This window comes from Acinetobacter sp. V2 (assembly GCF_001188385.1).
In the GTDB taxonomy this organism is placed as follows: Bacteria; Pseudomonadota; Gammaproteobacteria; order Pseudomonadales; family Moraxellaceae; genus Acinetobacter; species Acinetobacter oleivorans.
In genome coordinates this window covers 357,217-365,133 of the sequence record NZ_JZFB01000002.1, presented here as the reverse complement: position 1 = coordinate 365,133, position 7,917 = coordinate 357,217, and the positions used below count along the sequence as shown (strand labels likewise).

Below are 7,917 nucleotides of genomic sequence, written 5' to 3'. Positions count from 1 at the left end.
CCGAGGTGGTAAACCGAGGTCGAGCACCGAACGCAACCATTACAGATTTAACAGGGTCATATCACATCGAAGATTGGGCACGTTTATATATTGCAAAAATGCAAGATTGTGCACAGCTACTCGATCAGACCTACGCAACGGACTTGTATGGTTCAGCATTAGCGATCATGCAAGCACGAATTGATGAAGTTGATGAGACTTTATCTGCCCATGTTATTGACGATACGTTAAAACATGGTGGAACTTGGAGTTTTGGTAGCCACATGGCGCAATTACATGCTGAAAGTTATGAAGAGCATGAGCTTAGTGTGGAAACCTTGAAACATTTTGAACAATTGGCTGCACAGTCGTTACAGCAGCAAGAACAACTTGAGCAAGATACTCAGGTCAGTTTTGATCAATATCTTGAACAATATCGATAATAAAACGAGGTTTTACATGCGATTAAGTTACCGTTTGGTGAGTGGGCTACTTGTTTTAGCAAGTATTGTCGGCATGTCTTTTGCGTTGTATCTGGAACATGTAAAAGGTTTAGAGCCATGTCCGCTCTGTATTTTTCAACGTGTTGGCTTAATGGCAATGGGTTTTGTGGCGCTCGTCGCTTTTTTGCATAACCCAGTTTCCAACGCGATTAAACGCTTTTATGCATTTTTGGCTGGCATTGCAATTTTATGGTCAGTCGGTGTGGCAGGGCGTCATGTGTGGATACAGCATTTACCAGCAGATCAAGTACCGAGTTGTGGACCGGGTTTAAATTATTTAATTGATGCTTTACCTATGAAAGCAGTTTTGCAGGAAGTGCTTTCTGGTTCAGGTGAATGTGCTGCAATTGACTGGACCTTTTTAGGTCAGTCTTTACCAGTTTGGTCGTTGGTCTATTTCGTTTTGCTCTTACTGGTCTGCTTATGGCAGTTATTCCGTTTTTATCCAGTGTTTAAGACTGCTAAAAAGTAAGTTTAAACAGATTAAAAAAAGCTCAATATTATGTTGGGCTTTTTTTATTGTTTTAGAATTAATCAAACTATAAAAAAACAAATTGAAAAAAAGAATAATGATATAGACAGATAGGTCTGTTTTTTATAAAGTGCAGCCGTTTTATATCCTTATGATTATAAAAAATGTTTTTTAATATATTTAATGTTTTGGAAAAAATAGGGTTAAGTGCACAGAAACGCGCGATTCACGTGCAATTTTCTAATGAACTACTCAATAACCAAGTTTTTTTACAGCGTATCGAAGGCCAACATCAGCTAAATGGGGGAATTGAAGCTGAGTTAATTTGTCTTTCGACGAGTGCCCAAATTGCATTGAAGCAGTTTATAGGGGTACAGGTTGCTGTTGATCAGGTCACTGATGCAGGTCAATTATTCCGAACAACAGGAATTGTGACTGAAGCCAGTTATGGACAAAGTGACGGTGCTTTAACGCTTTATAAACTGACCTTAAAAGACGCGACAAATTTATGGCACAAGCGCCGTAATAGTCGTGTTTTTATGAATAAAAGTATTATTGAAGTCACGGAAGTTTTATTTAAAGAGTGGCAAGAAAAAAGTCAGCTTTTTGCGACAAGTTTAAGTCTCGATTTTAGTGGGTTAAGTCAGAGTTATGATATTCGCCCATTTATCATGCAGCACAATGAGTCTGATTATGACTTTCTGACACGCTTATGGCGAAGTGAAGGTGTTAGCTGGCTAATTGATGAAGCCGAACTTTTTGTTCCTCATTTTACTGCGCCAATACAGGCTCAAAAACTAAGACTCATTGATGACAATAGCCAGTACCAAGCTTTAGAACGTCGCAGCATCCGTTATCACCGCAGTAGTGCGACAGAATATCAAGATAGCATTACAGGTTTTGTAGCAGTGCGGACTTTGCAGCCGACAGCGGTACATGTGCAGCGCTGGCAACCTGATGCTCTGGCACACGAAGAAGGTGTAGGTTCAGTTATTACTACACATATACATTCAGAGCAGTTTGATTCAGCGAGTTTGAGCCTTGAACAAGCATGGCACGTAAGCCCTGCTTGGATGCAAGATTTAAAAGGGGAAGATCAGGCTACCGCTTCAAGTAGTAATCAGCTAGAGAAATTAAATCAGCACTTCACGAATATGTACGCAAGTCAGGCCAAATACTTTAAGGCCTATAGTAGTGTCCGTGATAGCCAAGTTGGATATTGGTTTAATCTACAGGAGCATCCTGAAATTGATCAGCATGAAAGGGTTGATCAAGAGTTCCTCATCATTGCTAAAAATTTCTATAACCAAAATAACCTACCGAAAGATTTGCATCAGCAAGTTAGCCAGTTATTAACCCAAAGTCGTTGGGATAAATATGGTTATGATGATATTGAGCGCCAAGGTAATGAGCTGACCTTAATACGCCGTCAAATTAAAACTGCACCTGAATATCATCCAGAACAACATCGCCCAATTGCCTACCCACAAAGGGCGAAAGTTGTAGGGCCAGAGGGAGAGACTATTCATGTTGATGAATGGGGGCGTATCAAAGTACGTTTTCTATTTACCCGTAGTGATGATCATGGACATGACGGTGGTGCAGGGAGCAATGACAACGATACCGACTCGGCTTGGGTTGATGTACTGACTCCTTGGGCTGGCGAAGGTTATGGAGCACGGTTTTTACCACGTATTGGTGAAGTGGTTGTCATAGACTTCTTTGATGGCAATATTGATCGTCCATTTGTGACGGGGCGTATCCATGAAGCGCAGCGTTCGCCAACCAAGTTCGATGTAAAAGGCCAGCTTCCTGCGACTAAAAAACTAAGCGGGATTCGCAGTCAGGAAATCAGTGGTAGTGGTTTTAACCAATTACGTTTTGATGATACAACAGGGCAAATCAGTACCCAACTACAAAGTAGTCATGCCGCGACACAGTTGAACTTAGGTAACTTAAGCCATCCGAAAGAACAAGCAACGAGCCAAGGTCGTGGTGAGGGTTTTGAGCTTAGAACAGATGCATGGGGAGCTGTGCGGGCTGGAAACGGTTTATACATTAGTACTCACAAACAAGATCAAGCTCAAGGACTTCACCTTGATGCGAATGAAACCAAACAGCAGCTTGAAGGCGGGTTAAACAATAGTAAAGCTCTAAGTGAAGTTGCTAAAAATCAGCAGACAGATCCGTTGGAAGTTCTTGATCATTTAAAAAACTTTTTAGATCAGATTGAACAGCAAGACAAAGATAAAGCTACTGCATTTAAACAAGCGATTATGGTGTTAAGTGCGCCAAATAGTATAGCGGTTGCAAGTAATGAAGATATTCATCTGAGTGCAGATGGACAGATTAGCCAAACTGCTGGTGATAGTATTAATCTGAGTACTCAAAAGAATTTGATTGCTCATGCCCAAAATAAGATAAGTTTTTTTGCAGCTCAAGATGGAGCAAGAATGTATGCGGGTAAGGGCAAAATTGAGTTACAAGCACAAAGTGATGGTACAGATATCATTGCACGAAAAGGGATAAAGATTATTTCAACAGAAGATAGAATCGAAATAATTAGCCCAAAAGAAATTATACTCACTGCGGACGGTTCGCAACTCAAGATTAATAGTTCAGGTATTTTCCCTATAACTGGGGGTAAGCTTGAGGTTAAGGCAGGTCAGCATTTATTTATGAGCGGCGCGAATATTGTTGTTCCAAAGATAAGCTTACCTACTATAAAAACACCTTTTAGTAATAAAATTAACTATAACTGGAATATAAATTCGGAAGATAAAAAAGAACTATTTATTATAAATAAAAAGAATAATAGCCTTATAAAAACCCATAAAAATGAGCTTGATAATAAAAATAATTTAAGTTCATTACGATTTTATACACCAGAAGAAGCAGACTTTACTGCAATGATTTTTAATTCGGATTATATTCAGTTAAAGCAAAATATGCCTGATAGTGAAAATATTGATGAGCTTTTAGAAGAAACACTTCTGTATGACGAAGAAAATGATGATGTCTATACAGAAGAGGAGTTTTGATTAATGAGTAAATTAGTCACTATTACTACTAAGTTTTATGATAAATCTGGAAAGCAGATTATTAACTTAAATGTACAATCTAGATATAAAGATTCATTAAATGCTAATACCCAAAAAACTGATAAGCTCGGTCTGTTTATATTTCAAGCTTCGCCAAATAGAACTGTTGAGATATTAGCAAAGCCTCCTTATCAAAAAGATTATACAGTATTTAAAACGATCAACTCTTCTATTCATTCCTCAGAAAAAACTCCTATTAAAGTCCAGTTGCCAAAAACAATTGATGAATATCAACAAGTAAAGAAAACCAGTTCAATCAAAGGAATTGTAAGCACTTTTTTTAAAATTGTTGATATGAATGGAAAAGTTATGAAAAACTTTCCTGTTCAATCACGACCAAAAGGTAAAGGAAATTCACCCGATAAATATACAAATGATGAAGGCATAGTAGAAGTATGCTCATCACCTAATAGAGATATAGAGATCTTAGTATTAACATCAAAGGATACATTTGTTTTAAAAAGCTCAATAAATTCTGCTAACGGTAGTTCCCAACCAAATTTTATTAAATTAGATGAGCCTTATGAAAAATTTAAAAGTGCATCTACGATTAAAATTTTAGATCGAGATGGAAGTGACTACATTGTAGAAAAAACTAATGTGGAAATGTTAGTTGTAGAGAATGGTAAAAAACAGCTTTTTAGTATATCGAATGGAAAATTACCATTACAAAGCATGGTAGGGCAGAAACTAGAATTTACCGTGTATAAGCCTGATGGTAAGCCTTTAAAGACACAAACCTATATGGCAACACGAGTTAAAAATAACTCTGTTGAATTCCATTTGGATGTAGATATAACAAAAGGCAGTACGGCACAGAATGATCCAGAGATTAATAAGAAAGTTAAAGTTGATATATTAATTACAATGGACCAAATGAGAAAAATGTGGCCCAAAGCTTCAGCTACAAAAATTCAACCAATTTTAGATGAATTAAATAGCGATTTAATGGGCTACAAATTGGATACTAGATTGAGACAAGCTCATTTCATGGCTCAAGTTAGGCAAGAAGTTGGTAGCTCTTTTTCATTGAGAGAACAAGTGGAATATATGGGGCCAACAGCATTGAAACAAATTGGGTATTATAGAACTCATCATAAACAAGCAGATATTGATGGATATAAAAGAGGACAAGGACCAGCAAATGGAGAAGTAATTGCTAATCGCATGTACGACGACAATTATCGTAGTGCTAAATATAAATTAGGTAATACTTCTCCTGGTGATGGTTGGAAATATTTAGGCCGAGGACTAAAACAATTAACAGGGAAGAATAATTATCAAGATTTAACTAATATGTACTCAACTATATGGCCTGGAGAGAAAGTCGATTTTGTGAAGAATCCTGAATTAATTGAACAACCCAAATATGCAGTTAGATCTGCTATTAGATTTTGGTTGAAATTTAAGCTTTATGATGTTGCTGATAAGGGTGCTAATGGAGAACAGGTAGATGCCATCACAAAAGTAATTAATGAAGCTACAAATTCATATGCTGATCGACGAGCACATTTTGTTCAGGCAAGAAAGATTTTTATTTAAAATAGTGTTTATGAAATGAAAAAATATTTTACTATTATTCTGTTTGTCATATCATCTCTAATATATTCTCAGAATTTATTTGCAAAGGATCAATGTAATATTGACCAACAAGTAAAATTAAATATATTTAAGAAAAATGATTATAAATTTTATAATTATATATGTGAGTCTTCAGAAGGTTCATATCTTAAAGGTTATTTTGGAGATCAAGAGAAGAAAATATTCGTTGGTGATTACTCTGATTTTGCAGCTAAAGAAAGTCCTAAGCTTTTAGCTGTCAGTATCTATAAATCAACTAAAAGAAAACCTCCAATATTGATTACTATTAATTCAGCATATTACTGTTGTACTCCACAAATAGAAGGGGAAATGTATCAAGTTAAACTATATCAAATTAGTGAAAATAAGATTTTAAATCTGAAAAATATAACAAATATATTAGGTAGTAATGCAGAGGGTTTTGAAGGGATTGCGGAAGGGAAAGTCTCTTATAAATATAAAACCATTTCTGAAATTAAAAAATGGTTAGATAAAAATTATTGATGGATCTATGATCTTGAAAATAATTTAAATTAAAAAAGCCCAACTTAAGTTGGGCTTTTTTTTTACGTCTCTACAATTCCTTCTAAATCTTCGAGCGTATAGTTCGGCATATCAATAATATGAGTTTGAATACCTTCTTGCACATAATCATTAACATTAGGATATAGCCAGCGAGTAATCTGCTCCGCAACACTCGAGTGATACTGAATTTCAAAGTGATTTAAGCCATAAAACACGGCTTTATGAGAGTCAGGAACTTTGAGTTGAAAACGTGGATTTGGATGCTCACCTAGCGCGCTTTTCACACTCACCAAATAATCACCTATTACGGTGAGTGCTTTGTTGCGTACTTTTTCAAATTCTAAGGTCCCTGCTACTAAAAAGGTATTGATATGGGAAGGCAATGGAGCAGGAGCGCGGTTATCATCCATCATGCCAATTCGGGCATCCATATATTCCCAGTCATCATCACGAACGCTACCGTGGCGTAAGTCTAAAATGCCATTACTACGAATATTAACTAGTTGACCGAGTAAACCCACAAAAGGGAAGGCCCCAAGCTTGTCTTGTATGGTAAAGCCAAAGCGTTCCAACACTGCACCATGATGTGGAGAGCCAATGCAGACTAGATTCTCGACCATATGAATCCATTGATACATATTTTGTTTGCCATAAAACAAGGCACTGCGAGAAACCAGTCCACCCATACTATGGCCAATGATATCAATGCTGGTAATTCTTGGGTTACGTTGTACCAAGTCTTCTAATAAATTTGAAAAACTGCGCCCATTGGCTGAAATACGTCGACCTGTATTGTAGTTTAAATACAGCATCGTGTTATGGTCGCGCTGTGCTAACAGACGCTCCCCAATACCACCATAATGTGCATTTGACCAACTCAGATGATTCATACACAAACCATGAACCAAAATTACAATACGTCCTGCAAGTTCCCCTTGTTGTATTGCACCGTAGTGATCGTATAGCACCATTGGTAAAGCGAGTGGACTATGTTGTTTAAGTAGGTAATCCCCAAAAATTCCATTCAAAATTCCGACTAAAAAATGTAAGCTCGGGGTGAGTGGTTTTTCGTGAAGTGTGGGATATTTTTCAATAATGTGGCGTAAACTTGGCGCTAAAAAGTGGCTACCATATTTTTGTAAAGCGCCATAAGAAAATTGATATGCCTTTTGCACAAATGGTCGTTTTTGAAAGTTTTTAGCATTTTGTGTGCTCACACCAAAAGCATTTTTTAATACTTCAATATTAATAACTTGTATTAATTCATGTACACCATTTAAGCTGGTACTGAACAGTTGAGCTAAACCTTCTAGTACGTCTGCCTGACTCGGTGGCGTACGATCCCATTTACAATAAGTTTCATGTAGTGGTGTTAAGCTCGGCATATCTTTTCCCCATATACGTTATAACCGACGTTTTAAGCTGTACTTTTTATCAACGGCAGTAAACGTTTCCATCTTAGTAGTTTAAATAACACATGTTTTTAAAATACTGATGAATGGTTAGTTGAGTGGTTTTTCTTGTCTGACAATAGTGTTTTTATATACAAACTGAGAACAAAAATGTGAGTTTATTCTCAATTTAGAGGGAAATATATGAATATTATCTACCTCCATGGCTTTAATAGTAGCTCTCTTTCAATTAAAGGGTTAAGCCTTAAGCAGTATTGTAGCGAATTAGGCATAAATGTGCATTTGCCAGACCTAAACAGATCTCCTAATCTAGTGGTAGAGCAAGTTTCAGCGCTGATTGAATC

General features: G+C 36.7%; 6 protein-coding genes and 1 pseudogene. 6 read left to right on the top strand and 1 reads right to left on the bottom strand.

The features are described from left to right. The 5 genes and pseudogenes from UC75_RS21150 to UC75_RS19280 all read left to right on the top strand — a co-directional run. Positions 1-422 (top strand): annotated as a pseudogene (locus UC75_RS21150) (glutamate--cysteine ligase); the annotation flags it as partial. Positions 423-438: 16 nt separating this feature from the next. Next, positions 439-954, top strand: a complete 516-nt coding sequence (locus UC75_RS10505; protein ID WP_005300544.1) for a disulfide bond formation protein B — start codon at positions 439-441, stop codon at positions 952-954. A 164-nt stretch (positions 955-1,118) separates the two neighbouring features. Further along, entirely contained in the window at positions 1,119-3,995 is a 2,877-nt protein-coding gene (locus tag UC75_RS10500; protein ID WP_049837546.1) for a type VI secretion system Vgr family protein, read from the top strand. 3 nt (positions 3,996-3,998) lie between these two features. Continuing rightward, the gene (locus UC75_RS10495) at positions 3,999-5,597 is read left to right on the top strand and encodes a glycoside hydrolase family 19 protein (protein ID WP_049837545.1); all 1,599 of its coding nucleotides are present in this window, start codon (positions 3,999-4,001) and stop codon (positions 5,595-5,597) included. A gap of 15 nt (positions 5,598-5,612) precedes the next feature. Then, positions 5,613-6,140, top strand: coding sequence for a hypothetical protein (locus UC75_RS19280; protein ID WP_049837544.1), 528 nt, complete (start codon positions 5,613-5,615; stop codon positions 6,138-6,140). Positions 6,141-6,202: 62 nt separating this feature from the next. On the opposite strand, the gene UC75_RS10485 is transcribed toward UC75_RS19280, so the two are convergent. Next, on the bottom strand, positions 6,203-7,546 hold the full coding sequence (locus tag UC75_RS10485; protein ID WP_005300558.1) for an alpha/beta fold hydrolase: 1,344 nt from the start codon (positions 7,544-7,546) through the stop codon (positions 6,203-6,205). A 210-nt stretch (positions 7,547-7,756) separates the two neighbouring features. Here UC75_RS10485 and UC75_RS21145 point away from each other — a divergent pair. Then, positions 7,757-7,917 (top strand): YqiA/YcfP family alpha/beta fold hydrolase (locus UC75_RS21145; RefSeq protein ID WP_322842893.1); only part of this gene is annotated, 161 nt, incomplete at its 3' end.